The sequence below is a fragment of the Methylobacterium sp. A54F genome, from assembly GCF_053346035.1.
Genome location: NZ_JBKFBF010000013.1, coordinates 13,920 through 40,140 on the forward strand (window position 1 = coordinate 13,920; position 26,221 = coordinate 40,140).

The 26,221-nt window shown below is 72.3% G+C and carries 23 protein-coding genes; 12 read left to right on the forward strand and 11 right to left on the reverse strand.

From position 1 onward, the window contains the following. The first annotated feature begins 212 nt into the window (after positions 1-212). From ACLBXP_RS19845 to ACLBXP_RS19875, 7 genes are all read left to right on the forward strand, one after another. Positions 213-839: a DsbA family protein gene (locus tag ACLBXP_RS19845; protein WP_447669514.1), complete on the forward strand. Its 627-nt coding sequence runs from the start codon at positions 213-215 to the stop codon at positions 837-839. 98 nt (positions 840-937) lie between these two features. Beyond that, positions 938-1,636 carry a DsbA family protein gene (locus ACLBXP_RS19850; RefSeq protein ID WP_447669515.1) on the forward strand — a complete coding sequence of 233 codons (699 nt, stop codon included), beginning with the start codon at positions 938-940 and terminating at the stop codon, positions 1,634-1,636. A 271-nt stretch (positions 1,637-1,907) separates the two neighbouring features. Then, positions 1,908-2,480: a F0F1 ATP synthase subunit delta gene (locus ACLBXP_RS19855; RefSeq protein ID WP_447669516.1), complete on the forward strand. Its 573-nt coding sequence runs from the start codon at positions 1,908-1,910 to the stop codon at positions 2,478-2,480. Between the two features lie 70 nt (positions 2,481-2,550). Further along, complete coding sequence (gene atpA / locus ACLBXP_RS19860; RefSeq protein WP_447669517.1) at positions 2,551-4,080, forward strand: F0F1 ATP synthase subunit alpha; 1,530 nt, start codon at positions 2,551-2,553, stop codon at positions 4,078-4,080. Between the two features lie 163 nt (positions 4,081-4,243). Then, positions 4,244-5,131, forward strand: a complete 888-nt coding sequence (locus ACLBXP_RS19865; protein ID WP_447669518.1) for a F0F1 ATP synthase subunit gamma — start codon at positions 4,244-4,246, stop codon at positions 5,129-5,131. Positions 5,132-5,177: 46 nt separating this feature from the next. Further along, complete coding sequence (gene atpD, locus ACLBXP_RS19870; RefSeq protein WP_447669519.1) at positions 5,178-6,635, forward strand: F0F1 ATP synthase subunit beta; 1,458 nt, start codon at positions 5,178-5,180, stop codon at positions 6,633-6,635. A gap of 72 nt (positions 6,636-6,707) precedes the next feature. After that, positions 6,708-7,109, forward strand: a complete 402-nt coding sequence (locus ACLBXP_RS19875) for a F0F1 ATP synthase subunit epsilon (protein ID WP_447669520.1) — start codon at positions 6,708-6,710, stop codon at positions 7,107-7,109. Between the two features lie 87 nt (positions 7,110-7,196). On the opposite strand, the gene ACLBXP_RS19880 is transcribed toward ACLBXP_RS19875, so the two are convergent. Genes ACLBXP_RS19880 through ACLBXP_RS19900 form a run of 5 tightly spaced genes read right to left on the reverse strand, consistent with a single transcriptional unit; the run spans position 7,197 to position 10,513 of the window. Continuing rightward, positions 7,197-8,435 carry a CCA tRNA nucleotidyltransferase gene (locus ACLBXP_RS19880; protein WP_447669521.1) on the reverse strand — a complete coding sequence of 413 codons (1,239 nt, stop codon included), beginning with the start codon at positions 8,433-8,435 and terminating at the stop codon, positions 7,197-7,199. Continuing rightward, entirely contained in the window at positions 8,432-8,689 is a 258-nt protein-coding gene (locus ACLBXP_RS19885) for a DUF6111 family protein (RefSeq protein ID WP_447669522.1), read from the reverse strand. Before ACLBXP_RS19885 ends, ACLBXP_RS19880 begins: the two co-directional genes overlap by 4 nt. A gap of 48 nt (positions 8,690-8,737) precedes the next feature. Further along, positions 8,738-9,421: a CoA pyrophosphatase gene (locus ACLBXP_RS19890; protein WP_447669523.1), complete on the reverse strand. Its 684-nt coding sequence runs from the start codon at positions 9,419-9,421 to the stop codon at positions 8,738-8,740. Further along, on the reverse strand, positions 9,418-10,029 hold the full coding sequence (locus ACLBXP_RS19895; RefSeq protein WP_447669524.1) for a DUF1285 domain-containing protein: 612 nt from the start codon (positions 10,027-10,029) through the stop codon (positions 9,418-9,420). The genes ACLBXP_RS19890 and ACLBXP_RS19895 overlap by 4 nt, the downstream gene beginning before the upstream one ends. A 52-nt stretch (positions 10,030-10,081) precedes the next feature. Next, complete coding sequence (locus ACLBXP_RS19900; RefSeq protein WP_447669525.1) at positions 10,082-10,513, reverse strand: PaaI family thioesterase; 432 nt, start codon at positions 10,511-10,513, stop codon at positions 10,082-10,084. A gap of 203 nt (positions 10,514-10,716) precedes the next feature. On the opposite strand from ACLBXP_RS19900, the gene ACLBXP_RS19905 reads away from it, so the two are divergent. The 4 genes from ACLBXP_RS19905 (at position 10,717) to ACLBXP_RS19920 (ending at position 17,666) form a co-directional block, all read left to right on the forward strand. Next, positions 10,717-11,721 (forward strand): AAA family ATPase, encoded by a 1,005-nt coding sequence (locus ACLBXP_RS19905; RefSeq protein ID WP_447669526.1) that lies wholly within the window; start codon positions 10,717-10,719, stop codon positions 11,719-11,721. 4 nt (positions 11,722-11,725) lie between these two features. Beyond that, the gene (locus tag ACLBXP_RS19910) at positions 11,726-12,631 is read left to right on the forward strand and encodes a DUF58 domain-containing protein (protein ID WP_447669527.1); all 906 of its coding nucleotides are present in this window, start codon (positions 11,726-11,728) and stop codon (positions 12,629-12,631) included. A 63-nt stretch (positions 12,632-12,694) separates the two neighbouring features. After that, complete coding sequence (locus ACLBXP_RS19915; RefSeq protein ID WP_447669528.1) at positions 12,695-15,529, forward strand: DUF4159 domain-containing protein; 2,835 nt, start codon at positions 12,695-12,697, stop codon at positions 15,527-15,529. A 52-nt stretch (positions 15,530-15,581) separates the two neighbouring features. Beyond that, positions 15,582-17,666: a hypothetical protein gene (locus ACLBXP_RS19920; RefSeq protein WP_447669529.1), complete on the forward strand. Its 2,085-nt coding sequence runs from the start codon at positions 15,582-15,584 to the stop codon at positions 17,664-17,666. A gap of 9 nt (positions 17,667-17,675) precedes the next feature. On the opposite strand, the gene ACLBXP_RS19925 is transcribed toward ACLBXP_RS19920, so the two are convergent. From ACLBXP_RS19925 to ACLBXP_RS19950, 6 genes are all read right to left on the reverse strand, one after another. After that, complete coding sequence (locus tag ACLBXP_RS19925; RefSeq protein ID WP_447669530.1) at positions 17,676-18,566, reverse strand: alpha/beta fold hydrolase; 891 nt, start codon at positions 18,564-18,566, stop codon at positions 17,676-17,678. Positions 18,567-18,585: 19 nt separating this feature from the next. Continuing rightward, positions 18,586-19,086 carry a GNAT family N-acetyltransferase gene (locus ACLBXP_RS19930; RefSeq protein WP_447669531.1) on the reverse strand — a complete coding sequence of 167 codons (501 nt, stop codon included), beginning with the start codon at positions 19,084-19,086 and terminating at the stop codon, positions 18,586-18,588. Between the two features lie 9 nt (positions 19,087-19,095). Continuing rightward, positions 19,096-20,196 carry a microcin C ABC transporter permease YejB gene (locus ACLBXP_RS19935; protein ID WP_447669532.1) on the reverse strand — a complete coding sequence of 367 codons (1,101 nt, stop codon included), beginning with the start codon at positions 20,194-20,196 and terminating at the stop codon, positions 19,096-19,098. Between the two features lie 10 nt (positions 20,197-20,206). Beyond that, positions 20,207-22,039, reverse strand: coding sequence for an extracellular solute-binding protein (locus ACLBXP_RS19940; protein WP_447669642.1), 1,833 nt, complete (start codon positions 22,037-22,039; stop codon positions 20,207-20,209). A 92-nt stretch (positions 22,040-22,131) separates the two neighbouring features. Beyond that, a complete protein-coding gene (locus tag ACLBXP_RS19945) occupies positions 22,132-24,030 on the reverse strand; it encodes an extracellular solute-binding protein (RefSeq protein ID WP_447669533.1) in 1,899 nt (632 codons plus the stop codon). A gap of 196 nt (positions 24,031-24,226) precedes the next feature. Continuing rightward, positions 24,227-25,219, reverse strand: a complete 993-nt coding sequence (locus ACLBXP_RS19950; RefSeq protein WP_447669534.1) for a c-type cytochrome — start codon at positions 25,217-25,219, stop codon at positions 24,227-24,229. A gap of 256 nt (positions 25,220-25,475) precedes the next feature. Between ACLBXP_RS19950 and ACLBXP_RS19955 the strand changes: the two genes are divergently transcribed. Continuing rightward, positions 25,476-26,219 carry a 3-deoxy-manno-octulosonate cytidylyltransferase gene (locus tag ACLBXP_RS19955; RefSeq protein ID WP_447669535.1) on the forward strand — a complete coding sequence of 248 codons (744 nt, stop codon included), beginning with the start codon at positions 25,476-25,478 and terminating at the stop codon, positions 26,217-26,219. The last annotated feature ends 2 nt before the right edge of the window (positions 26,220-26,221 follow it).

A 26,221-nucleotide genomic window follows, 5' to 3' on the forward strand; every position in this document is an offset into this window, starting at 1 on the left:
GGCACTCGGCGGGTTCGCGACGACGGTTCGCGGCGGCTTATCGCGGCGCCCTTCGGCCTGCAACCGGCGTGCCGCGCCGGGCGTTCGCTGAAGTCGCCGGGCTGCCAAGACCTATCTCGCACGACCAGGACCTTCCTCGCACGACCGCCCTCGCGCGGACATGGTTCCGGGCGACACCATCCAGGCACGGCGAATCCGGAGACCCGCCCCCCATGGCCCGCCAGCCGACGCTCGAATTCTGGTACGAATTCGCCTCGACCTACTCCTACCTCTCGGCCATGCGGATCGAGGACCTGGCCGCAGCGGCCGGCGTCGAGATCCGCTGGCGGCCGTTCCTGCTCGGGCCGATCTTCGCGGCGCAGGGGTGGACCACCTCGCCCTTCAACCTCTACCCGGCCAAGGGCCGCAACATGTGGCGGGACCTGGAGCGGGAGGCCGCCCGCCTCGGCCTGCCGCCGGTGACCCGGCCCGATCCCTTCCCGCAGAACAGCCTCAGCGCGACGCGCGCGGCGATCTACGGCGCGGACCACGGCTGGCACGTCGCCTTCAGCAAGGCCGCCTTCGCGGCCTCGTTCGCGCGCGGGCAGTCCATCGCCGAGCCGGCGGCGGTCACCGGCATCCTCGACACCCTCGGCCTCGACGGGACGCAGATCCTGCGGGCGGCCTCCGCGGAGCCGAGCAAGAGCCGCCTGCGCGTCGCCGGGGAGGAGGCCCGCTCGCGGGGCGTCTACGGCGCGCCGACCTTCCTGACCGAGGACGGGGAGCTGTTCTGGGGCAACGACCGCCTGGAGCAGGCGCTTGCCTGGGCCGCAGGGGACCGTCCGGCGGGCCTGCGCTGATCGGCGCCGCGGCAGGGCCGGCCAAGCCCTGACCTCGCCGCGATTCCGGGGCTAGAAGGGCGCCCTTTCCCTCAGCCGGACCGCAGGGCGCGCGCAGCATGATCGACCGTCGGCACATCCTCCTCGCGGCCCTCAGGGCGGGCGCGGCCCTGGGCACCGGTGTGGCGAGCCGCGCCGGCGCTCAGGGCTACGGCCAGACCCGCGCCGTGCAGAACGACGAGGGCCGCGCGGTGGCCAACAGCGTGCTGCCCGGCGAGATCACCGGCCAGATTCCGTCCCTGCGCGGCGTCACCTACCAGGGTCCGCGGGAGGCCGAGACGACCCTCTACGAGTTCTTCGACTTCAACTGCCCCTGGTGCCGCAAGGCCGCCGCGGACGTCGTCTCGCTCGCCGCGAGCGACCCGAGCCTGCGCATCGGGCTCATCCACAACCCGATCCTGTCGCCGCAATCGGCGCAGGCCGCCAAGGTCGCCCTCGCCGTGCAGCGCCGCCTCGGCTCGGCCGCCGCGTGGAGCCTGTACGGGACGCTCCTCGGCCGGCCCGGCCGCATCGACGGACCCGGCGCCCTCGCGGCGGCCGGCAGCCTCGGCGTGCCGGCCCGCGAGATCGAGGAGATCGCCGATTCCGAGGAGGTGCGGCTCGCCCTCAGGAGCCACATGCGGATCGCCGCGGATCTCGGCCTCTACGCCACGCCCTCCTACGTCCTCGGGAACGCGGGCATCCTCGGGCATCCGGGCGCCGGAAGCCTCGCCCGCATGGTGGCGGCGACGCGCCGCTGCGACCGCATCGCCTGCTGAGCGGCGCCTCACCTTCGCCACCGTACGGCGGGATGGAGCGGGCTGCCCGCCCTGCCGCCGCACGGCCGGCATGCAGGGTCCCGCGCGGGTGCCCTCGCCTTGCGCGCCTCCGGTTGCCATGCTAGGCGGTCGCCGCGCCGGCATGAGGGGGGTGAGGACGCTCCTCTGAACGCCCGGCGGCATTCCCAATTCCCACGGTCCCCGTGCCGCACGCCGCTCGCATCGCGGGACCCGGTCGGCGCCGGCGGGCAAGGACAAGAGAGAGCGGCGGGTGGCGCAGAACGGTTCCGAAACGGGTGGCCTGGTCTCTGGCGTTGCGGGCCGCTACGCGTCCGCCTTGTTCGAGCTCGCGCGCGACGAGCGCCAGGTGGACGAGGTCTCCCGGAACCTCGAAGCCTTCCAGAACCTGATCAACGAGAGCCCTGATCTGCGCCGCCTGGTGCGGAGCCCGGCCTTCACGGCCGGCGAGCAGTCCGCCGCCATCGGCGCCATCCTGGAGCGCGCCGGCGTCTCGGGGCTTGCCGCGAACTTCATCCGCCTCGCCGCCGCCAACCGCCGCCTGTTCGCCCTGCCGGACATGATCCGCGCCTTCCGGGCCCGGGTCCAGGAATCCAAGGGCATCGTGCGCGCCGAGGTCCGGGTCGCCGAGAAGCCGTCGGACGCGGTGCTGGAGGAGATCAAGACCTCCCTGCGCGACGTCGCCAAGACCGACGTGGACGTCGACCTGCACGTCGACCCGAGCCTGATCGGCGGCCTCATCGTCAAGATGGGCAGCCGCATGGTCGACGCTTCGCTGCGCACCAAGCTCAACGGAATCCGCCTCGCGATGCGGGACGCCCGGTAGGCGCGCCCCGCGCCCCCACGGCCCCGCACGACGCCCGATACACACGCTTACGAATTGAAGAGGCCCGACGATGGACATCCGCGCCGCCGAGATCTCCGCGATCCTGAAAGAGCAGATCAAGAACTTCGGCGAGGAGGCCGAGGTCACCGAGGTCGGACAGGTCCTGTCCGTCGGTGACGGCATCGCCCGCGCCTACGGCCTCGACAACGTCCAGGCCGGCGAGATGGTCGAGTTCGAGTCGGGCGTCCGCGGCATGGCGCTCAACCTGGAGCAGGACAACGTCGGCATCGTGATCTTCGGCTCCGACCGCGAGATCAAGGAAGGCCAGACCGTCAAGCGCACCGGCGCCATCGTGGACGTGCCGGTCGGCAAGGGCCTGCTCGGCCGCGTGGTCGACGGCCTCGGCAACCCGATCGACGGCAAGGGCCCGATCCAGTCGACCGAGCGCCGCCGCGTCGACGTGAAGGCGCCGGGCATCATCCCGCGCAAGTCCGTGCACGAGCCGATGGCCACCGGCCTCAAGGCGATCGACGCCCTGATCCCCGTCGGCCGCGGCCAGCGCGAGCTGATCATCGGCGACCGCCAGACCGGCAAGACCGCGATCGCCCTCGACACGATCCTCAACCAGAAGCCGGCCCACCAGGGCACGGACGAGAAGGCGAAGCTCTACTGCGTCTACGTCGCGGTCGGCCAGAAGCGTTCGACGGTGGCGCAGTTCGTGAAGGTCCTCGAGGACCAGGGCGCGATGGAATACTCCATCGTCATCGCCGCCACCGCCTCGGACGCGGCCCCGATGCAGTTCATCGCGCCGTTCGCCGGCTGCGCCATGGGCGAGTACTTCCGCGACAACGGCATGCACGCCGTGATCGTGTACGATGACCTCTCGAAGCAGGCGGTCGCCTACCGCCAGATGTCGCTGCTGCTGCGCCGCCCGCCGGGCCGCGAGGCGTATCCGGGCGACGTGTTCTACCTCCACAGCCGCCTGCTGGAGCGCGCCGCCAAGATGGGCGACGCCGCGGGCAACGGCTCGCTCACCGCGCTGCCGGTCATCGAGACCCAGGCGAACGACGTCTCGGCCTACATCCCGACGAACGTCATCTCGATCACCGACGGCCAGATCTTCCTCGAGACCGACCTGTTCTACCAGGGCGTGCGCCCGGCGGTGAACGTCGGCCTCTCGGTGTCCCGCGTCGGCTCGGCCGCGCAGACCAAGGCGATGAAGAAGGTCGCCGGCAAGATCAAGGGCGAGCTCGCGCAGTACCGCGAGATGGCCGCCTTCGCGCAGTTCGGCTCGGACCTCGACGCCTCGACGCAGCAGCTCCTGAACCGCGGCTCGCGCCTCACGGAGCTCCTGAAGCAGCCGCAGTTCTCGCCGCTGAAGATGGAGGAGCAGGTCGCGGTGATCTACGCCGGCGTGAACGGCTACCTCGACAAGCTGCCCGTCAACAAGGTCCGCGCCTTCGAGGACCAGCTCCTCGGCACCCTGCGCACCAAGCACCAGGACCTCCTCGGCAGCATCCGCGACTCGAAGGACCTCTCCGACGACAACGCGACGAAGCTGAAGGGCGTCGTCGAGAGCGTCGCGAAGTCGGTCAACTGACCCACATCCCGCCGCGACGGTTCCGGGCCCACCCGGGACCGCAACGGGGCGGGGCAGCGGACGAGGCGGCCGGCGCGCCGGCCCGCACCGGACCCGCACGATCTCCGGCTCCTCCCCGCAGGGGGGAGGAGAGGCTCTTCCGAACGGACCTGGACCGCAGCCGATGCCGAGTTTGAAGGATCTGCGCAACCGCATCACCTCGGTGAAGGCGACGCAGAAGATCACCAAGGCGATGCAGATGGTCGCCGCCGCCAAGCTGCGGCGCGCCCAGACCGCCGCCGAGAGCGGGCGCCCCTACGCCGAGAAGATGGCCTCGGTGCTCGGCAACCTCGCCGGCAACCTGGTGGGCGGCGTCGGCGCACCGCGGCTCCTCTCGGGCACGGGCGCCGAGCAGACCCACCTCCTCGTGGTCTGCACCGCCGACCGCGGCCTGTGCGGCGCCTTCAACTCGTCGATCGCGCGCCTCGCCCGCGACCATGCCAACCGCCTGATGGCGGAGGGCAAGACGGTGAAGATCATGACCGTGGGGAAGAAGGGGCAGGACATCCTGCGCCGCCAGTTCCGCGAGCAGATCGTCGAGACGATGGATCTGCGCGGCAACAAGCCCGTCGACTACGAGTTCGCCTCCGAGATCGCCGACCGGATACTCGGGCGCTTCGAGGCCGGCGAGTTCGACGTCGCGACGCTGTTCTACTCCGAGTTCCGCTCGGTGATCTCCCAGATCCCGACGGCGCAGCGCCTGATCCCCGCCGAGCTGCCCGAGGGCGCCGAGAGCACCACCGGCGCGCCGGCCGACTCCGCCCTGGAGTTCGAGCCGAGCGAGGAGGCGATCCTGGAGACGCTGCTGCCGCGCAACCTCACCGTCCAGGTCTACCGGGCGCTCCTGGAGAACGCCGCCTCCGAGCAGGGCGCGCGCATGAGCGCCATGGATTCCGCCACGCGCAACGCGGGCGACATGATCAAGAAGCAGACGCTGATCTACAACCGCACGCGTCAGGCCATGATCACCAAGGAACTCATCGAGATCATCTCGGGCGCCGAGGCTCTCTGAGCCGGCATCCGGCACCCCGACCGCACAATCCGAAGGGCACGCAATCATGGCGAACACCGCAACTCCCGGCACCGGCTCCAACAAGGTCGGCCAGATCACCCAGGTCATCGGCCCCGTGGTCGACGTGCAGTTCGACGGCCACCTGCCGGAGATCCTGAACGCCCTCGAGACCAAGAACAACGGCGCCCGCCTCGTGCTCGAAGTCGCCCAGCAACTCGGCGAGAACACCGTCCGTTGCGTGGCGATGGACACCTCCGAGGGCCTCGTGCGCGGCCAGGAGGTCACGGACACTGGCGAGCCCATCAAGGTGCCGGTGGGCGCCAACACGCTCGGCCGCATCATGAACGTCATCGGCGAGCCGATCGACGAGGCCGGCCCGATCGAGACCACCACCTTCCGGGCGATCCACCAGCCGGCCCCGGCCTACGACGAGCAGTCCACCGAGGCGCAGATCCTCGTCACGGGCATCAAGGTCGTCGACCTGCTGGCCCCCTACGCCAAGGGCGGCAAGATCGGCCTGTTCGGCGGCGCGGGCGTCGGCAAGACAGTGCTGATCATGGAGCTCATCAACAACATCGCGAAGGCGCACTCGGGCTACTCGGTGTTCGCCGGCGTCGGCGAGCGCACCCGCGAGGGCAACGATCTCTATCACGAGATGATCGAGTCCAAGGTGAACATGGACCCGAAGGAGCACAACGGCTCGGCCGAGGGCTCCAAGTGCGCGCTGGTCTACGGCCAGATGAACGAGTCGCCCGGCGCCCGCTCCCGCGTGGCGCTGACCGGCCTCACCGTCGCCGAGCAGTTCCGCGACGAGGGCCAGGACGTGCTGTTCTTCGTGGACAACATCTTCCGCTTCACGCAAGCGGGCTCCGAGGTGTCGGCGCTCCTCGGCCGCATCCCCTCGGCGGTGGGCTACCAGCCGACGCTCGCCACCGACATGGGCGCCCTGCAGGAGCGCATCACCACCACCAACAAGGGCTCGATCACCTCGGTGCAGGCCATCTACGTGCCGGCCGACGACCTGACCGACCCGGCGCCCGCCGCCTCCTTCGCCCACCTCGATGCCACCACGGTGCTGTCGCGCTCGATCGCCGAGAAGGGCATCTACCCGGCGGTGGACCCGCTCGACTCCACCTCGCGCATGCTCTCGCCGGCGATCCTCGGCGAGGAGCACTATGACGTCGCCCGCCGCGTCCAGCAGACCCTGCAGCGCTACAAGTCGCTCCAGGACATCATCGCGATCCTGGGCATGGACGAGCTCTCCGAGGAGGACAAGCTGACGGTGGCCCGCGCCCGCAAGGTCGAGCGCTTCCTCAGCCAGCCCTTCCACGTGGCCGAGATCTTCACGGGCTCGCCCGGCAAGCTCGTGGCCCTCGAGGACACCATCAAGGGCTTCAAGGGCCTCGTCGAGGGCAAGTACGACGACCTGCCGGAGGCGGCCTTCTACATGGTCGGCTCCATCGAGGAGGCCCAGGAGAAGGCCAAGAAGCTCAAGGCCGCCTGAGGCGCCGCGAGCAATCCGGCGACCGGCGCCCCGCGCCGGCCGCCAGGCCCGACCCGGAGATGATCTGACCCCATGGCCACCTTCCAGTTCGATTTCGTCGGCCCCGAGCGGACGCTTTATTCCGGCCAGGTCGAGGCCGTGCAGCTGCCCGGCACCGAGGGCGAGATGACGGTGCTGCCCGGGCACGCGCCGGTCCTGACCTCCCTGCGCGTCGGCGTCATCGTCGTCACCGAGCAGGCGCAGAGCGGCAAGCGCATCTACGTGCGCGGCGGCTTCGCCGATATCGGGCCGACCGGCGTCACCGTGCTGGCCGAGCGCGCCGCGCCGATCGAGGAGGTCACGCCCGCCTCCCTCGACCGCGACATCGAGGCTGCCGAGATGCAGCGCGACGCGACCGAGGACCTGCAGAAGCGCGAGGAGATCAACGCGCAGATCACGCAGCTCCAGGAGACGAAGGTCCTCCTGAACCTCTGATCGCGACACCGCGCGCCACCGCATCGGGCCCGCCGGTCCCCCGCCTCGCCGCGGGCGGACCGGCGGGCCTCTTCACGTCCGGCCTGGTCAGGTCACCGACGCGAGCGCGTGCGCGAGGAGTGCGTCCCGCGCCGCCTCGCCCTGCGGGCAGCCCTCCGTGAGCCAGAGCCGGCGCGCCGCAGCGAGCGCCTGGCCGACCCGGGGACCCGGCGGCACGCCCCGCGCCACGAGGTCAGCGCCCGTCAGCGGAAGGACCGGCCCCCCGCCGCCCGCCCGCAGGAGATCGTCGAGGGCGGCCCGCGCCGCCGGCTCGACGCGGGGCCGCGGCTCGCCCCCCAGGATCGCGAGCGCGCCGGCGAGCACTGCCGGACCGTGATCCGCCGCGAGGCCGCGCATGCCCTGCGGGGTGATCGCGTCGGGGCTGCGCAGGGCCGCCACGGCCCGGGCGTAGGCGATGAGCGCGGTGTGCTCGGCCTTGGAGAGGCGCAGCCGCTCACGCAGTCGGTCGGCGTCGGCGGTGCTCGCCACGGAGAGCGCGCCGAGGCGCCCGACCTCGTCGGCCTCGGCCGCGATGGCGCGTGCCAGCCGACCGAGCTCCGCCGCGCCGCCGGTGATGCGGGCGAGGAGACCGGTCTCGCTCAGGGTCGCCACGGCGCCCCGGGCCCCGGGCGCCCGCAGAAGCTTCAGGAACTCCGCGCGCACCCGCTCCCGCGACAGCCCGTCGAGGGCGGCCCGGGCGGCGATGCAGGCCGCGAGCCCCGCCGGGTCCGGGGGCCCGGCCGCGTAGCGAGCGTGGAAGCGGAAGAAGCGCAGGATGCGCAGGGCATCCTCGCGGATGCGGGTCGGCGGGTCGCCGATGAAGCGCAGGCGCCCCGCCGCGAGGTCCGCGACGCCCCCCGTGAGATCGTGGAGGCGGCCATCCGCCCCGACCGAGAGGGCGTTGACGGTGAAGTCGCGCCGCTCCGCGTCGCGGCGGAAGTCGCGCCCGAAGCGGACCACCGCGTGGCGCCCGTCGGTCTCCACGTCCTCCCGCAGAGTCGTCACCTCGACGGGCTCGCCCGCGGCCACCACCGTGACGGTGCCATGCTCGAGTCCCGTGGGGATCGCCTTCAGGCCGGCGGCCCGCGCCCGCGCCAGCGTCGCCTCCGGCAGGAGGGTGGTGGCGAGGTCGATGTCGGAGACGGGCAGCCCGAGGAGCGCGTCGCGCACGCAACCGCCGACGAGCCGGGTCTCCTCGGCCGGATCGGCGAGGGCGCCGAGCACCGCGGCTACATTGGCGCGCGCGAGCAGGCGACCGGGACCGGCCGGGTCGAGGGCACGGCTCACCGGAACTGCCCCGGGACGAGGCGGCCGTTCTCCATGTGGGCCGGCACGTAGCCGGTCTCGTGGCGCTCGGAGAACAGGCCGGTGATCACCAGCGAAGCGATGACCACGCCGAGGCCCGCGAGGACGAGGCGGAAGACCTGCGCCTCCCAGTGCACCCGGTGAAAGGGGTTGCGCCCGACAAGGAGCAGGTAGGCGAAGAACAGGCCGAAAGGCAGGAGGAAGAGGCCGAACTCCTCCAGGACGCGACGCAGCATGGCAACCGGGATCAGGCAGGACAGGGGGCTCGGGGCCGATGCCCCGCATCAGTCAGATAGGCGCTCGCGCAGATTATGCAGGATGCCGGCCGTGACGCCCCAGATCATCCGGTCACCGAAGGGCGCCGCGTAGAAGTAGCGCTCGCGGCCCTGCCAGGTGCGGGAGCGCAGCTCGTAGCTCGCGGCGTCGAGGAGGAAGGCCAGGGGCACCTCGAACACCTCGGCGACCTCCGCGGGGTTCGGCCGGAAACGTGCCGCCGGGTCCACCAGGCCGATGACCGGGATCACCAGGAAGCCGGTGGCCGAGAGGTAGGGGTCGAGGTAGCCGAGACCGCGCACCGCCGCGGGCGCGAGGCCGATCTCCTCGGAGGCCTCGCGCAGGGCCGCGGCGAGGGGCGTCTCGTCGGCCGGTTCGATCTTGCCGCCGGGCAGCGCGATCTGGCCCGAATGGTCGCGCAGGTGGGCCGCCCGCAGCGTCAGCACGACGCGCAGGCCGTCAGGGCGCGGCACCACCGGGACCAGCACGGCGGCGCGCCGGTGAGGACCGGGCGGCACCAGGGCGTGGCCCTGCGGGTCGTGGCTGTGGTCGCCGCGCGGGTTCGAGGTCGGATCCTGGGAGCCGGGCGGGGTCGGCAAGAGGCGCTCGGCGGCTCGGTCCAGGAACCTCGCCAGGGCGTCGCCGCCCGGAACGGTCTCCCCCAGTGCGGGCGGGGCGATGCAGGCGCCGGTCATGCCGGGGCGATGCGGTGGAAGGCGCCGCCCGCCGCCACCCCGAACCAGCGGGCGCCGTCCAGCTCCCGCTCCTCGCCGAGCTCCACGAGATCGAAGGTGAGCGGCCGGCTGACGAGGGCCCAGAGATCGCGCCGGACATGCAGGTAGGGCCGCAGGCCGCCGCCCGCGTCCTCGGAGAAACGCAGGGCATGGTCCGGCCCCACCGAGATCAGGTCGTCCACATTCGTGCGGAAGGCGATCCGGCGCCCGTCGCCCTCGCCGTCCACCGCCATCTCGACCGCCACGAAGGGCGCGTCCTCCACGGTGATGCCGACGCTCTCGACGGGGGTGACGAGGACGATGCGCCCGTCCGGCTCGCGCCGCAGGATCGAGGCGAAGAGCTTCACGAGGGCCGGGCGGCGGATCGGCGCACCGTCGTGGAACCAGGTCCCGTCGGCCGCGATGCGCATGTCGATCTCGCCGCAATAGGGCGGATTCCAGGCCTCGACCGGCGGAGGGCCGCGCTTCGGCAGGCCGCCGAGGGCCGCGCCGAGGCGGCTCAGCGTCGGATCGGTGTCCGGGTCGAGGGGCAGGCTTACCGGGGGCGGTGTTTCTGGGGACGGGCTCATGGGTGCATCAGATAGGGGCGGGCCCGGCCGCGGAAACGGCGGGGCGCGCCGCTCAGGCCGACGCCTCCGCCGGCCGCCGCCGCAGGATCTTCCACACGCCCGTCGCGGCGCCGACGAGCCGGTCGCCGCTCGTCAGCTCGGTGCGCATGAACACGAGGGAGCCGGTGCGGCGCACCACAACGGGCCGGGCCTCGATCCACTCGCCGATGCGGCCGGTGCCGATGAACTGCATGGTCATCTCGACCGTGACGCAGTTCTGGCCGTCCGCCGCCTCCATGGCGGTGACGCCGAGCGCCCGGTCCGCGAAGGTCATCAGCATGCCGCCCTGCACGACGCCGATCAGGTTGGCGTGCTTGGCCTGCGCCGCGAACGCGTAGGTGCCGTCCCGCCGATAGAGGGGACCCACGAGATCGACGAAGCCCTGGTCTGACACGGGGCGCCAGCCGGCGGCGGCTGGGTCGGGGGGTGGCGCGGCTGCGGACATGGCCCAGCGATAGGCGGAGGCGGCCGCGCCATCAACGGCGGCTATGGTGATTCTCGATACCCGTCGGCGGGCCGGATCGATCGCGGCCGAGGGCGTCCGCGCCCTGCGGCGACGCCGACCTTGCCAGCCCGGCGCTTTCGGCGCCACACTCGCACCCTCTCGCAAGCATTCGAGGCCTCCGGGCCAGACGGGACAGGCATCGCATGACGCAGGGCTCCGCGCCGGCCACCAGCCTCGATGACGGCATCGTCGCCACGGCGGAAGCCTGCCTCGCCTCGGTCGGTCAGGCCCGGGAGGCGATCCACGGGGTCATCTTCGGGCAGGAGAAGGTGGTCGACCTCGCCCTCGTCACCATCCTGGCGGGCGGCCACGGCCTCCTCGTCGGCCTGCCGGGCCTCGCCAAGACCAAGCTCGTCGAGACCCTCGGCACGGTGCTCGGGCTCGACGCACGGCGGGTGCAGTTCACCCCCGACCTGATGCCCTCGGACATCCTCGGCACCGAGATCCTCGACGAAGATGCCGAGCGCCGGCGCTCCTTCCGCTTCGTGAAGGGTCCGGTCTTCACCCAGCTCCTGATGGCCGACGAGATCAACCGCGCGAGCCCGCGGACCCAGTCGGCCCTGCTCCAGGCCATGCAGGAGCACTTCGTCTCGGTCGCCGGCGAGCGACACGACCTGCCCCGGCCCTTCCACGTGCTGGCGACCCAGAACCCGATCGAGCAGGAGGGCACCTACCCGCTGCCCGAGGCCCAGCTCGACCGCTTCCTCCTGGAGATCGACGTCGGCTATCCGGACCGCGCCGCCGAGCGCCGCATCCTTCTGGAGACCACCGGCGTCGACGAGCAGCGGGCCCGGGCCGTGATGGCGACCGAGGCGCTGCTCACCGCGCAGCGACTGGTGCGCCGGCTCCCGGTGGGCGAGGCGGTGGTCGACGCGATCCTCGACCTCGTCCGCTCCGCCCGGCCCGAGGGCGGGGACGCCATCGTGCAGGGCAAGCTGCTGTGGGGGCCGGGCCCCCGGGCGAGCCAGGCCCTGACCCTCGCGGTGCGCGCCCGCGCCCTCATCGAGGGGCGGGTCGCCCCCTCCGTCGCCGACGTGAAGGCGCTGGCCGAGCCGGTCCTGAAGCACCGCATGGCGCTCACCTACGCGGCGCGCGCCGACGGCGACACGGTGCCGGGGCTGATCGCGCGCCTCGCGGAGAGACTCTGAGCGCATGGTCGCCGCACGCGTCCTCGGCGCCAGCGCGCGCGCACCGGGACGGGCCGCCACCGAGGGTGCCCTGGCGCTGGCCGACCGGATGCCGCGCCTCGTGCTGGAGGCACGCCGGGTCTCGACGATGCTCGCCCATGGGCTGCACGGGCGCCGCCGGGCGGGGCCGGGCGAGAGCTTCTGGCAGTTCCGCCCCTTCGTCACCGGCGAGGCGGCCGCGCGGATCGACTGGCGCCGCTCGGCCCGCGACGACCGGCTCTACGTCCGCGAGCGCGAATGGGAAGCCGCCCACAACATCTGGCTCTGGATCGACCGCTCGGCCTCGATGGGCTTCGCCTCGGAGCTGGCGCAGGCCCCCAAAATCGACCGCGCCCTGGTGCTCGGGCTGTCGCTGGCGGAGGCCCTGGTGGAGGGCGGCGAGCGTACCGGCCTTCTCGGGCTCACCCGCGCCACCGCCTCGCGCCGCATCGTCGAGACCATGGCGCAGGCGCTCGTCGGCGACGTCGCCGGGCTGACCCAGGACGCCCCGCCGCAGGCCGAGCCCGGACGCTTCGACGAGGCGATCCTGATCAGCGACTTCCTGTCGCCGCTCCCCGAGGTGCAGGCGAGCGTGAAGGCGCTCAGCGCCCGCGGCACCCGCGGCCACCTCCTCGTGATCGCCGACCCGATCGAGGAGACCTTCCCGTTCGCGGGGCAGGCCGTGCTGCACGACCTCGAGAGCGGCCTGAGCCTGGAGGTGGGCGATGCGGGAGACTGGGGCGAGGCCTATCGCGCGCGCATCGCCGCGCACCGGGCGGGCCTCGCCGAGATCGCCCGCGGCCAGGGCTGGACGATCACGCTCCACCGCACCGACCGCCCGGCGAGCGAGCCCGCGCTGCGCCTGCTCACGCTCCTCGCGGCCCGCGGTTGACGCGATGGCGGGCACCGAGGCCAGAATGACGCGGACGGGGATGCTTCCAGTGCGAGGACGCCGTTGCTCGGACCGCTGACCTTCGCCGCCCCCTTCGCGCTCGCCGCGCTGATCGCGCTGCCGGCGCTGTGGTTCCTGCTGCGGGTCACGCCGCCGCGGCCGCGGCGCATCGATTTCCCGCCCCTGCGGATCGTCGCGGACCTGCTGCCCCGCCGCGAGACGCCGGCCCGGACGCCGCCCTGGCTCCTGATCCTGCGCATGCTGGCCGCCGCCGCGCTGATCCTCGCCGTGGCGGGCCCCGTCTGGAACCCCTCGGGGCTCGGCGCCGGCGGAGGGCGCACGCCCCTCGTGGTGCTGATCGACAACGGATTCCCGGCGGCCCACGACTGGCGGGCCCGCCAGCGGGTCGCCACCGACGCGGTGGAGGGCGCCGCCCGTGACGGCCGGCCCGTCGCGGTGATCGGCCTCGCCGAGCCCGCCGGGGCGTTCGAGGCGCGCACTCCCGCGGCCGCGCTCGAACGCCTGCGGGCGGTCGCCCCGCGCCCCCACCTCCCCGAGCGGGAGGCGCATCTGGCGAGCCTCGGCAGCTTCCTGGAGCGCAACCCCGGCACTGCGCTGGTCTGGATCAGCGACGGGGTCGCGGGCGCCGGGGACGTAGGGCGGAGCGACGGCTTCCCGCGGGACCTCGCGGCGCTCTCCGAGCGGCACGGCGCGAGCCTCGCCATCCTGCGGGCCGAGCAGCCGCCCGCTTTGGCGATCACCGGCGCGGAAGCCGGCGGGCGCCTCGTCGCCCACGTGCTGCGAGCGGCGCCGAACGGCCGCGACGCCGGCCTCGTGCGGGCCCTCGACCCGAAGGGCCTGCCGCTGGCCGAGCACGACTTCGCCTTCCCGCGGGACGCCACGGCGGTCGATGTCGGCTTCGACATGCCGGTGGAGCTGCGCAACAGCATCGCCCGGCTCGAAATCCTGAACGAGCGCTCGGCCGGGGCCGTGACCCTGATGGACGAGCGCGGCAAGCGCCGCCGGGTCGGCATCGTCTCGGGCGGCACCCTCGACCAGGCGCAGCCGCTCCTCGCCCCGACCTACTACCTCGCCCGGGCGCTCGGCCCCTTCGCGGACATCCAGGAGCCGCGCGGGGCCAAGGGCACGGCCGAGTCCATCGGGCAGATGCTGGACAACCAGGTGACCGTGCTCGTCCTCGCCGATGTCGGCGCGATGGACGAAAAGACCGTCGCGCGGCTCACCAAGTTCGTGGACGAGGGCGGCCTGATCCTGCGCTTCGCCGGGCCCCGCCTCGCGGCCGGCAACGATCCCCTCGTGCCGGTGCGCCTGCGCCGGGGCGGCCGCTCGCTCGGCGGCGCCCTCTCGTGGGACAGCCCGAAGACGCTGGCGCCCTTCGCCCCCGAGAGCCCCTTCGCGGGCCTCACGCCGCCGGCCGACATCGGCGTGCGACGCCAGATCCTGGCCGAGCCGGACGGCGATCTCCCGAGCCGGACCTGGGCCTCCCTTGAGGACGGGACCCCGATCGTCACGGCGGAGAAGCGGGGGCAGGGCCTCGTGGTGCTGTTCCACGTCACCGGCGACACCACGTGGTCCAACCTGCCCCTCTCGGGCCTGTTCATCGACATGCTGCGCCGGGTCGTCGGCCTCGCCGGCAGCGCGGCGCCGGGGACGGGGGAAGCCGGGCAGCGCGCCCGGGCCGCGGTGCTGGCGCCGCGGCTCACCCTCGACGGCTTCGGAGCGCTGGGCAGCCCGCCGGCCTCGGCCACCGCGGTCGCCGCTGATTACGGCGACCGCGCCACGCAGGAGCATCCGCCGGGCTTCTACGGCCCGCCGGACGGCGGCATCGCGGTGAACGCCCTCAAGGTGGACGATCGCCTCAAGGCCCTCGACCTGTCCGCCGTCGCGGGTGCCCGGCTCGGCTCGCTCGCGGGCGCCGAGACCCTTGATCTGCGCGCGTTCCTGTTCACCTTGGGGTTGATGCTCCTGGTGCTCGACACGCTCGCCGGCCTCTGGCTCGGCGGCTTCATGGGGCGCGGCGGCCTGACGGGCCGGCTGCGCAGCCGGCCGGCGGCGCTCGCATTGGCGGGCCTCGTGCTGCTCGGCGCCGGCGTGCCGCCGGCGCGGGCCGAGGAGCCCGTCGCGAATCGCCCGAACGGCTTCGAATCGGCGCTCGTCACGCGGCTGGCCTACATCGTCACGGGCGATGCGGCGGTCGACGAGGCGAGCCGGGCCGGGCTGACCGGGCTGACCCAGATGCTCGCCACCCGCACGGCCCTCGAGCCCGGCGAGCCGGCGGGCCTCGACCCCGCCAAGGACGAGCTCGCCTTCTACCCCCTGATCTACTGGCCGATCGCACCCGGTCGCCCGCAGCCGAGCGAGGCCGCGATCCGGCGGATCGACGCCTTCATGCGCAACGGCGGGACGGTGCTGTTCGACACCCGCGACGCCCTCACCGCGCGCCCGGGAAGCGCGGCGACGCCGGAGGCGCTCTACCTGCGCAAGATGCTGGCGACCCTTGAGGTGCCGGAACTGGAGCCGGTGCCGCTCGACCACGTGCTGACCAAGGCATTCTACCTGGTGGACAGCTTCCCGGGCCGCTACGGCACCGGCCAGACCTGGGTGGAGGCTCTGCCGCCGGCGGCCGAGGGCGCGGAACGCCGCCCGGCGCGGGCCGGCGACGGGGTCAGCCCCATCATCATCACGGGCAACGACCTCGCCGCGGCCTGGGCGGTGGGCCGGCGGGGGGAGGCGCTCTACCCGGTGGTCGGCGGCGACCAGCGCCAGCGCGAAATGGCCTTCCGGGGCGGCGTCAACATCGTGATGTACACGCTGACGGGCAACTACAAGGCGGATCAGGTCCATGTCCCGGCGCTGCTCGAGCGGCTCGGCCAGTGACGCGACCGGACAGGCCTCGCCGGGGAGGCATCGCGAGCCAGGATAGCGGATCATGCTGAGCCTCAGCTTCACGCCCCTCGTGCCCTGGCCCGTGCTGGCCGGGCTCGGCGTGGTCGCCGCGCTGTTCTGCGTGCTGGCGCTCCTTGCCCGCGGGCGCACGGCGCTCCTGCGCGCGCTGGCCCTCGCGCTCGTCCTCGCCGCCCTCGCCAACCCCTCCCTGGTGCGCGAGGACCGCGAGCCCGTTAAGGACGTCGCGGCGGTCATCGTCGACCGGTCCGGCTCCCAGTCCCTCGGCGATCGTCCGCAGATGACCGATCAGGTCCGCGCGGAACTCCAGAGGCGCTTCGGTGCGCTGACGAACATCGAGCCGCGCTTCATCGACGTGCCGGACGCCCGCGAGGGCGACGACGGAACCAAGCTGTTCACCGCCCTGTCGCAGGCGCTGGCCGACGTGCCACCGGAGCGGCTCGCGGGCGTCGTGATGCTCACCGACGGCGTGGTGCACGACATCCCCGCTTCCCTGGCGGCGCTCGGCATCAAGGCCCCGCTGCACGTCCTCGTCACCGGCCATCCGGACGAGCGCGACCGGCAGATCAAGCTGCTGGAGGCCCCGCGCTTCGGCATCGTCGGCAAGGACCTGACGATCCGCGCCGAGGTGATGGAGCGGGGCGGTACCGGGACCGCCACCGTCACGGTGCGCCGCGACGGGCAGGAGATCGGCCGCCGCGCCTTCCCGACCGGCCAGCCCTTCAGCCTGACCACGCGGATCGAGCACGGCGGCCCGAACGTGGTCGAGATCGAGGTCGAGCCGCTGCCGGGCGAGCTGACCACGGTGAACAACCGCGCGGTGCTGCCGATCGAGGGCATCCGCGAGAAGCTACGCGTGCTCCTCGTCTCCGGCGAGCCGCACCAGGGCGAGCGGACGTGGCGCAATCTCCTGAAGTCCGACGCCAACGTCGACCTCGTCCACTTCACCATCCTGCGCCCGCCCGAGAAGCAGGACGGCACGCCGATCTCCGAGCTGTCGCTGATCGCCTTCCCGACGCGCGAGCTGTTCGTCCAGAAGATCAAGGATTTCGACCTGATCATCTTCGATCGCTACGCCAACCAGAGCGTGCTGCCTTCGGCCTACTTCGACAACATCGTCCGCTACGTCCGGGACGGCGGAGCCCTGCTGATCGCGGCGGGACCGGAATTCGCCTCGTCGGCGAGCCTCGCCCGCACCCGCCTCTCGTCGATCCTGCCCGGCGAGCCGAACGGGCGCGTCGTCGAGCAGCCCTACAAGGCGGCCCTGACACAGACCGGCACCCGCCATCCGGTCACCCGCGCGCTGCCGGGCTCAGAGGCGAACCCGCCCGCCTGGGGCGACTGGCTCCGCATCGTCTCGGCCCAGGTCCGGCCCGGCATCCAGCCGATTCTGCAGGGGGCCGCCAACCAGCCGCTGCTCGCCCTGTCCCGCGAGGACAAGGGACGCGTGGCGCTCCTCCTATCGGACCACGCCTGGCTGTGGGCCCGCGGCTACCAGGAGGGTGGCCCGTACCTCGACCTGCTGCGGCGCCTCGCCCACTGGCTGATGAAGGAGCCGGCGCTCGAGGAGGAGGCGCTTCGCGCGCAGATGACCGGCCACGGCCGCGAGGTCCGGGTCGAGCGCCAGACGATGGCGGAGACGACCGAGCCTGTCACCGTGACGGGGCCCACCGGCAAGACCCGCACGCTGCCCCTCGCGCAGGCCGAGCCCGGGCTGTTCAGCGCCACCTTCGAGGCCGCCGAGCTCGGCCTGCACACCCTGCGCTCCGGCAACCTCGTCGCGTTCGTGAGCGTCGGGCCCGCCAACCCGCGCGAGCTCGCCGACGTGTTCAGCGACACCGAGCGCATGAAGGCGATCAGCGAGGCGACGGGCGGCTCCATCCGGCGGGTGGCCGAGGCAGGGGGCGGCCTCACCGTGCCGCGCCTCCAGACCATGCGCAGCGGGCGCCTCGCCGGGGGCGACTGGATCGGCTTCCGCCCGAGCGACAGCGCCAACATCCGCGGCGTCGAGGTCTACCCGCTCGCCCTCGGCTTGTGGGCGCTCGCGGCCCTCGCGGCCGCCGTGCTGGCGATGTGGCTGGTCGAGGGACGGCGGGGCAGGGCGGCCTGACGCCGCCGCTCAACGCTCGGGCATCAGGCGGCCGAAGAACGCCGCGATCTCCTCGGCTGCGGCCTCCGGTGCCTCGCGATGCGGGAAGTGGCCGACGCCGCGGAAGGGCGCGAGGTCGAGATCACTGAAAAATTCGGGCAGGCGGTCGGTCCACGCGTAGGGGAAGAGCGGATCGCGATCGCCCCAGCGGATGCGGGTCGGCACGGTGATCGGCGGGAGCGCCGGCGCCTCGCCGCGAAGCATGGCGAGGCGCGCCTCGTTCTGGCTCAGGTACCAGTTGAAGCCGCCCTGCAGATTGCCGGGGGCCAGGAAGTTGTCGACGAAGGCCTCCAGCACGTCGTCGAAGGCGGCCGGGTTGCCGCCCGCCCAGTGGCGCAGGAAGTGGCCGATGTAGAGGCGGCAGGCCTCCCGAGAGGCGCCGACCGTGCCGGCCGCGAAGGGCTGGAGGTGGAAGGACTGGTACCAGATCTCCCGCAGCATCTCCGGCCTGCCGAGCCGCGGGCCGATGCCCGCGTAGGGACAGTCGAAGAACAGGAGGCCCGCGAAGCGCTCCGGCGCGGCGCGCCCGAGCGCCTGGCCGACATAGGCCCCGACGTCGTGCCCCACCACGCCCGCTCGCTCGATGCCGAGGGCGTCGAGCAGCCCGAGCATGTCGGCGGCGTGGATCTCCGCGCCGGCCCGGTCCGAGGGTCCGGCGTCCGGCTTGTCGCTCGCGCCGAACCCGCGGAGATCGGGAGCGATGCAGGTGAACCGGTCGGCGAGGCGCGCCATGACCGGCTCCCAGGTCAGCCAGAATTCCGGCCAGCCGTGGAGGAACAGGAGCGGCGGCCCGGCCCCGAGGCGGGCGACGTGCAGGCGCAGCCCGTTGGCTTCGATCGAGTCGTGACGGATCGCTTCCATGGTCCGCGGCCTCCCGCGGTCACAAGGACCGGGCCGCGCTCACGGTTCCGGAGAGATCCGCGGCGGCGCCGGGGGTGAGCTCCAGCCAGAGGAAGCGGGCCGGATCGACGGGCCCCGGAAGGGCGAGGCGCCCCGGCGGCACCGGCGCGAAGCCGAAGCGGGCGTAGTAGGGCGCATCCCCGACGAGGATCACCACGCCGTGCCCGGCAGCGCGTGCCGCATCGAGGCTGGCCCCCATCAGGCTCGCGCCGATCCCGCGCCCCTCGAAGCTCGGGTCCACGGTGAGCGGCCCGAGCGCCAGGAGCGGCCGCCCCCCGGCCTCCGCGGGACCGACCCGCACGGATCCGGCCAGGAAGCTGCCGACGAGGGCCGCGAAGCTCAGATCGGGCAGGTGCGCGACGCCCTCCCGCAGGCGGAAGGCCGTGCGGGCGAAGCGCCCGGGCCCAAAGGCCCGCGCGTGCAGGCGGTCGATCGCGGGCGCGTCGGACGGATGCTCCGGCCGGATGACGAGGGCGAACACGGGGGCGGCTCAGGTCGCGCGCGCGGAGAAATCGATGCGCGGATCGATCCAGACGTAAATCAGGTCCGACAGGAGGTTCACGGCGAGACCGAGCAGCGAGAAAATGTAGAGCGTCGCGAACACGACCGGATAATCCCGCCCGACGATGGCCTTGAACGAGAGCTCGCCCAGGCCGTCGAGGGTGAAGATCGTCTCGATCAGCAGCGAGCCCGTGAAGAAGGCCGAGATGAAGGCGCCGGGAAAGCCCGCGATCACGATCAGCATGGCGTTCCGGAACACGTGCCCGTAGAGCACCCGCCGCTCGCTGAGGCCCTTCATGCGGGCGGTCAGCACGTACTGCTTGCGGATCTCGTCGAGGAACGAGTTCTTGGTGAGCATGGTCGCCGTCGCGAAGGCCCCGACCGCCAGCGCCACGAGGGGCAGGACCATGTGCCAGGCGTAGTCGGTGACCTTCTGCCAAAGCGTGAAGTGCTCCCAGCCCTCGCTCGTCAGGCCGCGCAGGGGGAAGACCTGCAGGAACGATCCGGTGGCGAAGAGGATGATCAGCAGGAGCCCGAACATGAAGCCCGGCACCGCGTAGCCGATCGTCACCACGATCGAGCTGTAGCGGTCGAATCGCGTCCCGTCCCGCACCGCCTTGCGGATGCCGAGCGGGATGGAGATCGCGTAGGACAGGAGCGTCATCCAGAGGCCGAGCGAGATCGACACGGGCAGGCGCTCGCGGATGAGCTGGATCACCGTGGCGTCCCGGAAGAAGCTGCGCCCGAAGTCGAACTGCAGGTAGTTCCAGAGCATCTTCACGAAGCGTTCGGGGGCGGGGCGGTCGAACCCGAACTGCTGCTCGAGCTTGGCGATGAACTCGGGGCTCAGGCCCTGCGCGCCGCGGTAGCGGGAATTCGCCTCAGCCCCCGCCCGCGCCATGCCGCCGCCGAGGTCGCCCGCGCCGCCGGTCACGCGGGACATGGCGCCGTCGTTCTGCCCCTGCAGCTTGGCGATCACCTGCTCCACCGGGCCGCCGGGAGCGAACTGCACGATCGTGAAGGTGATCAGCATGATCCCGAACAGGGTCGGGACCATCAGGGCGATGCGGCGCAGGATGTAGCTCAGCACGGACCGCTCCCTAGTTCCGCCCGATGCGGAGCGCTTTCGCGGCGTCGAACCACCACGCGGACGGCACCCCGAGGTCGTAGCGGGGCCCGTTCAGTGGGTGCCCGAACACGTCCCAGACCGCGAGGCGGTGCGTGCCCGCGTACCACATCGGCACCCAGTAGCGCCCGGACCGCAGCACCCGGTCGAGGGCCCGGCACGCCGTCACGAGCTCCGCCCGGGAGCCGGCACCGACGATCTTCGCGATGAGCGCGTCGGCCGCTGGGCTCGCGATGCCCGCGAGATTGTTCGAGCCCTGCGTGCCGGCCGAGCCAGAGCCGTAGGACTCGGCCAGCTCCGGCCCGGGCGTGAGGCCGCTCGCGTAACGGCGGGAGGTCACGTCGAAGTCGAAGCTGTTCACGCGGGCCTGATACTGGGACGGGTCGACCAGGCGGAAGTTCGCCTTGATGCCCACCAGCGCCAGGTTGCGGATGAAGGGCTGGGTGTGGGGCTCCAGGGCGCCGTCGGAATCGAGGAACTCGATCTCGATCGGCCGCCCGCCGGGCAGGCGCATGGTGACGCCGTCGCGGGTGCACCCGGCCTCCTTGAGCAGGGCGACCGCGCGGGACAGGAGGCGCCTGTCCTGGCCGGACCCGTCCGAGACCGGCGGTGTCCAGGCCTCGCCGAATACTTCCCCGGGCAGATCGGCCCGAAGGGGCTCCAGCAGCGCCAGCTCCTCGGGCGCCGGCAGGCCGGTCGCCTTCAGGTCCGAGTTCTCGAAGAAAGAGGCCGTGCGCCGGTAGGCGTCGAACATCAGGTTCCGGTTGGTCCACTCGAAGTCGAAGCACAGCCCGATCGCCTCGCGCACGCGGGGATCGCGAAAGGCCTCCCGGCGCGTGTTGAGCCACCAGCCCTGCGTCCCGGACGGGCGGGCATCGGGAACGGTCGTGCGGACGACGCGGCCCTCGCGCACGGCGGGGAAGTCGTAGCCCGTGGCCCAGACCCGGGCGGTGAACTCCTCGCGGAACGTGAAGGCGCCACCCTTGAACGCCTCGAAGGCGACGGTCCGGTCGCGGAAGTATTCGTAGCGGATCGCCTCGAAATTGTGCTGGCCGACGTTCACGGCGAGGTCCGCGGCCCAGTAGTCGGGGACCCGCTCCAACTCGATGAAGCGGCCGACATCGACGCGCCCGACCCGGTAGGGACCGGAGCCGAGGGGCGGCTCCAGGGTCGCGGCGTCGAAGTCCCGCCGCGCGTAGTAGGCGGCCGAGAAGACCGGGAGCTGCGCCACGAAGAGCGGCAGGTCCCGGCTGCGCCCGGGTGCGAAGGTGACCACGACCGTCTCGTCGCCGTCCGCGGCGGCGTCGCGCAGGTCGCGGATCACCTGGGAGATCTCGGGGTGCCCCTTCTCGCGCAGGAGCTTGAGCGAGAACGCGACGTCGTGGGCGGTCAGGCGCGAGCCGTCGTGGAAGCGCGCCTGCGGCCGCAGGTGGAAGCGGTAGGTGAGGCCGTCCGCGCTGATCTCGACCGCGCGCGCCAGGAGGCCGTACAGCGCGTCCGGCTCGTCGAGGGCCCGCACCATCAGGCTGTCGAAGGTGAGGTTCATGCCGGCGGCGCCGTCGCCACGCAGCACGTAGACATTGAGGGTGTTGAAGGTGTTGCCGGACTGATTGCCGAAGGTCTGGCTCACCGTGGTCGAGAACCGGCCGCCCTTCGGCGCCGCCGGGTTGACGTAGTCGAAGTTCTGGAAGTCGGAGCCGTACTTCAGCTCCCCGAAGCTCGAAAGGCCGTGGGTCGTGCGGGGCGCGTCCGCCCGTGCCCCGCGCGGCAGCGAGGCCAGCGCCGCCGCTGCGGCGGCGCCGTGCAGGAGGGCGCGGCGGGAGGTGAGCGACGTGCAGGCCACCGCGCCGGACGCGGGCTCGCCGGCGTCCGAGGCGGCCGGGGAGGGCGGCCGCCGCCTCACTTCGCCACGCCCGTCTTCTGAGCCAGGGCCTCGTCGTACCACCAGGTCGTCGGGAAGCCGGAGCTGCCGTACTTCGGAAGCTCGTCCGGGTGGCCGAAGCGGTTCCAGCGCACGGTGCGCGACACGTTCGAGGCCCATTGCGGGACGAGGAAGTTGTGGGCGAGCAGGACCCGGTCGAGGGCGTGGGTCGCGGCGAGGACGCCCTCCCGGTTGCCCGCGAAGATCACCCGCTCGATCAGGGCGTCGATGGCCGGGTCCTTGATGCCCATGATGTTGCGGCTGCCCTGCTTGTCGGCCGAGGCCGACCCCCAGTACTCGCGCTGTTCGTTGCCGGGCGAGAGCGATTCCGGCCAGGAACTCGTCGTGATGTCGAAGTCGAAGCTGCGGATCCGGTTCTGGTACTGCGCCTGGTCGATCATCCGCAGGGACGCCTGGATGCCGATGAGCTTCAGCTGGGCCGCGTAGGGCAGCACCACGCGCTCGAACGCGTTCTGGAATTCCAGGAACTCGACGGTGAGGGGCTCGCCGGTCGCCTTGTTGACCATGCGCCCGTCACGCAGCTCGTAGCCCGCCTCGCGCAGGAGGCGGACGGCCTCGCGCAGGTTCGCCCGCACCGTCTCCGAGCTGTCGTTGACCGGGTTCCGGTAGGGCGTGGTGAAGACGGAGGCCGGCACCTTGTCCTTGAGGCCGTCGAGGATCGCCTTCTCCTCGCCCTCCGGCAGGCCCGAGGAGGCGAGCTCGGAGCCGAAGAAATAGGAATCGATGCGCTTGTAGAGCCCGTAGAACAGCGACCGGTTCATGTCCTCAAAGTTCATGGCGAGGTTGAAGGCTCGGCGGACGCGCTCGTCCTTGAACTTGTCGCGGCGCAGGTTGAAGGCGAAGGCCTGCATGTTGCCGTTGCCGCGATCGGGGAATTCCTCCTTGACGAGGCGTCCCTGCTTGACGGCCGGGAAATCGTCGTAGGCGGTGGCCCAGTTGCGGGCGATGTTCTCGGCGCGGAAATCGTAGAGGTCACCCTTCAACGCCTCGACCAGGACCGTCCCGTCGCGAAAGTACTCGTAGCGCATCGTGCCGAAGTTGTTGCGCCCGGCATTCACGGCGAGGTCCTTGCCCCAGTAGTCGGCCACGCGCTCGTAGGTCGCGGAGCGGCCGAACTCGAAGCGCGCGAGCCGATAGGGCCCGGAGCCGAGGGGGATCTCGAGCGTCGTCTCGGTGGGGTTGCGGGCCTTGCCCTCGGCGTTCTTGCCCGTCCACCAGTGCTTCGGCAGCACCCGCAGCTGACCGAGCACCTGGGGCAGCTCGCGGTTGCCGGCCTCCGCGAAGGTGAAGGTCACCTCGCGCGGGCCAGTCGCCTCGGCCTTCGTCACGGTCTGGTAGTAGGCCGCGTAGAAGGGACTGTTGGCCTTCATGGTGTCGAAGGACCAGACCACGTCGTCGGGCGTCACCGGCACGCCATCGTGCCACCGGGCGTTCTCGCGGATCCGGTAGGAGACCGAGGAGAGATCGGGCGCGAGGCGCACCGCCTCGGCAAGCAGGCCGTAGGAGGTGAAGGGCTCGTCGAGGGATTCGGTCATCAGGGTGTCGTAGATGCCCTGGACGCCGCCCTCGAGGTCGCCCTTCAGGCCCGACACGATGAGGTTGAAGTTGTCGAACCCGCCCAGCGCCCCGAGGCGCACGAGGCCCCCCGTCGGCGCGCCCGGCTTGGCGTAGTCGAAATGCTTGAAGCCCGGGGGGTATTTCGGCTCGCCCATGAGCGAGACGGCGTGATGCCAGCCGCCGTCCGGCGCCGCGACGGAGGCGGGCGCCGCATCGGGCGCGGCACCGGCCGGACCTCCGAGCAGGGCAACGGCGAGCGTCGCGGCGACGAGACGTCCGATCACGGCAGGGGCTTTCACGGTCCGGCGATCTCCCGACGACCCGGGATCAGGGTCGGGCCAGCGTTCTAAGCGCCCCGGCCGCACCTGTCACACGGGCAGCCGCGAAAATGCCTGCCGCCTGCCGTCGCAGCGTGCCGAGGCTCGGAACGAGAAAAGGCCGGGCAGGGCGCCCGGCCTTCCCACAGTTTCGTCGGTCGGCGGCTCGACTTCCGGCTCACTTGCCGCCGGCGTCGAGGTCCTTGGCCTTCTGCTCGGCAGCCGGATCGGCCTTCGCCGGGGGCTCCGTGACGGGAGCGCCGGACGGCGCGCCGGGGGACGGCTCGGTGCTCGTGTTCTGGGTCGGGCCGCTGCTCTCGGGCGCCGGCGCCGGTGCCACCTCGTTGCGGTTCTCCGTGGCGGTGTTCGGCTTAGGGCTGCCCGCCGGCTTCTCGAGGGCGGGCTTGGCCGTGTCGAGATCGGCGGGCTTCGCCGGGCTGTCCTTGCCCTCCGAGCCCTTGTTCTGCGCCGGCTTGTCCGTGGTGGGCTTGTCGGCCTCGGGCTTCGCGGCTTCGGCAGGCTTGGTGGCCTCAGCAGGCTTGGCAGCTTCGGCAGGCTTGGCGGCCTCGGCGGCCTTCGGATCGGCAGACTTGGGATCGGCGGCCTTGCCCTCCTCGGGCTTGGCGGCGGCCTTCTCGGCGGCCGGGAGCGGCTTCGGGCTGTCGGCGAGCGTGCGCAGGTAGGCGATGACGTTCGCGCGCTCCTGGGGCGAGGCGATGCCCGCGAAGGCCATCTTGGTGCCCTTCACGTAGCCCTTCGGGTTCTCGATGAAGTGATCGAGATCCTCGTAGGTCCAGGCGCCGCCCTTCTCCTTCATGGCCGCGGAATAGTCGAAGCCCTCGTGGCCGCCCTTCTTGCGCTCCACCACCTCCCAGAGGTCCGGGCCGACCTTGTTCGGGCCGCCCTTCTCGAAGCTGTGGCAGGACTGGCAGGCCTTGGTGCCGCCCTGGCCCTTCTCGACGTTGGCGCTGGCGAGCCGCACGGCGATGGGCTCCGCCTTCGGGGCCTCGGCGGCGGCGGAGGCCTCGGGCGCGGGCTCCGGCAGCTCGTAGCCGGCGGTTCCGGCGGGCTTCGGGTGATAGATCAGCTCGGCCACGAACCCGGATCCAACCGCGAAGAGCAAGGCGCCGAGCACCGCGCCGGCAACCTTGTTCAGCTCGAACGAGTCCATTCTCGACAACTCCGGGGATCTGGGGGTGGTCTTGGGGTTGGCCGGGTGGGAAGCGAAGCCGGCGGGGCAAGCGCCGGAGATTGGAAGACTTCGAGGGTGCCTTAGCCGCTCTGCCCCGATCTTGACAATGGCGCAACCGAGGGCCGCGTAGTCGCAGAGCCCGGCGTGTAGCCCGCGACGGCGTTCCGCCGCGCGGAAATGACAAGGCGGCGCGCGGCTGTTAAGGACGCGCCCCGCGACCAACGCGACCCGACCCATGTCCGATCCCCTCGTCCTGATTCCGGCCCGCCTCACGGCGACGCGGCTGCCGAACAAGCCGCTCGCCGAGATCGCGGGCGTGCCGATGATCGTGCATGTCTGGCGCCGCGCCATCGAGGCCGGGATCGGGCCCGTGGTGGTCGCGACCGACACCGGCGCGATCGCCGAGGTCGTGGAGGCCGCCGGCGGCGTCGCGGTGATGACCCGGGCCGACCACCCTTCCGGCTCCGACCGCCTCGCGGAGGCGCTGGAGATCGTGGACCCGGAGGGCCACCACGACGTCGTCGTGAACGTGCAGGGCGACCTGCCGAGCATCGATCCCCGCGCCATCGCCGCGTCGGTGGCGCCGCTCGCCGACCGCGCTGTGGACATCGCAACGCTCTGCGCCGTGATCACGCGGGCCGAGGAAGCGGACGACCCGAACGTCGTGAAGCTCGTCGGGCACCCCGTGGCCGCGGGTCGGCTGCGCGCGCTCTACTTCACGCGGGCCCGCGCCCCCTGGGGGGAGGGGCCGCTCTACCATCACATCGGGCTCTACGCCTATCGCCGCACCGCGCTCACCCGCTTCATGGCGCTGCCGCCGGGCAGCCTGGAGACCCGCGAGAAGCTCGAACAGCTCCGGGCCCTGGAGGCTGCCATGCGCATCGACGCCACGATCGTCGAGGACCTGCCCCTCGGCGTCGACACCCCGGCCGACCTGGAGCGCGCCCGCGCGCTCCTCTCGGCGCGCCGCCTGAACTGACG